Here is a 1,563-nt window from a genome sequence, read left to right on the forward strand (position 1 = left end):
ATGCGCGGGACGAACTGCACCTGACTACCCGCCATTGCGGCGTGCCCGATGACGTGATCTTCACCCGCGCCACTTTCGCGGGCCGGCCCGGTGACAAGGCCACCATCCAGGCCCGCATGGACGAGATCGCGACCGCGCGGGCATCCAGCCAGCCGGTGCGCGCCCGCACCGGTGGTTCCACCTTCGCCAACCCGCCGGGCGAAAAGGCCTGGGCCCTGGTGGACAAGGCGGGCTGTCGCGGCCTGGTGGTCGGTGGCGCCCAGATGTCCGAGAAGCACGCCAATTTCCTGCTGAACCTCGGCGGCGCCACCGCCGCCGATATCGAGGCGCTGGGCGAGGAGGTCCGCCGCCGGGTTTTGGAGACGTCCGGTATCACGCTGCGGTGGGAGATCCGCCGCATCGGGGAGCCGGCCTGAGCATGCCTGGAGCACGCCCGCGAATCAGTCTTCGCGGGGGTGGTGCCGGGGGGTCGTCCGACCCGTCCGGAGGATATAGGGAAGGACTACGGGTAGTTATACCCCGGTTGCACCGGCCTGGACATTTCAACGCTATAGCTAGCGGTTTTTAAAAAGAGGCGCCAAGAAACTCACAAAATCTTGCGTTTCCCAGCGGTTCTGCAAAGGTGGGCTATCCTCTAGGGATTGTGTCACCATGGCTGGAACCGATTCAGCCAATAGGGAGCGGTTTGATGAGTGGTCACCAGCCTAAGCATGTCACCGTCCTGATGGGCGGGTGGTCTGCCGAGCGCGAGGTGTCGCTTGTCAGCGGCGCGTCCATCGCCACCGCGCTGGAGTCCAAGGGCTATGTCGTGCGCGCGGTGGACGTGCAGCGTGACCTGGCCGGATTGCTGGCGGCATTGACGCCCAAGCCCGACGTCATCTTCAACGCCCTGCACGGCCGCGGCGGCGAGGACGGCCTGATCCAGGGCGTGCTGGAATACCTGGGTGTGCCCTACACCCATTCCGGCGTGATGGCGTCCGCCATCGCCATGGACAAGGCCATGACCAAGCGGGTGCTGGGCACCGTGGGCATGCCCCTGGCGGACAGCGTCATCGCCAGCCGCGAGGACGTGCTGGCCGGCCACGTCATGGAACCGCCCTACGTCGTCAAGCCGGTGGACGAGGGCTCCAGCGTCGGCGTGCGCATCGTGCGCGCCGGGCACAACGGCCCCGCCATCGAGGCGGAGCACTGGGTCTATGGCGACACCGTCATGGTGGAGAAGTTCATCCCCGGGCGCGAGCTGACGGTGGGCGTGGTGGGCGATCGCGCCCTGACCGTGACCGAGATCGTGGCCAGCACGGAATTCTTCGACTACACGGCCAAGTACACCGAAGGCCACGCCGTCCACGTCTGCCCCGCCCAGATCCCGGCGGAGGTGGCGGAAGAGGCGAAGCGCCTGGCCCTGCTGGCGCACCAGACCCTGGGCTGCAGCGGCGTCAGCCGCAGCGACTTCCGTTGGGACGACGGCAAGCCGGGCGCCACCGGCCTGTGCTTCCTGGAGACAAATACCCAGCCGGGCTTCACGCCCTTGTCGCTGCTGCCGGAACAGGCGGCCCATATGGG

1 protein-coding gene and 1 pseudogene are annotated in these 1,563 nt (G+C 67.2%); both read left to right on the forward strand.

Annotated elements, in window-relative coordinates:
- A pseudogene (locus I55_RS29125) lies at positions 1–416 on the forward strand (UDP-N-acetylenolpyruvoylglucosamine reductase); the annotation flags it as partial.
- Positions 417–688: 272 nt separating this feature from the next.
- Positions 689–1,563: D-alanine--D-alanine ligase (locus tag I55_RS29130; RefSeq protein ID WP_044564226.1), on the forward strand; the 875-nt coding region annotated here is incomplete at its 3' end.

Origin of the sequence: Azospirillum sp. B4 (assembly GCF_000333275.1) — a bacterium.
Taxonomy (GTDB): Bacteria; Pseudomonadota; Alphaproteobacteria; order Azospirillales; family Azospirillaceae; genus Nitrospirillum.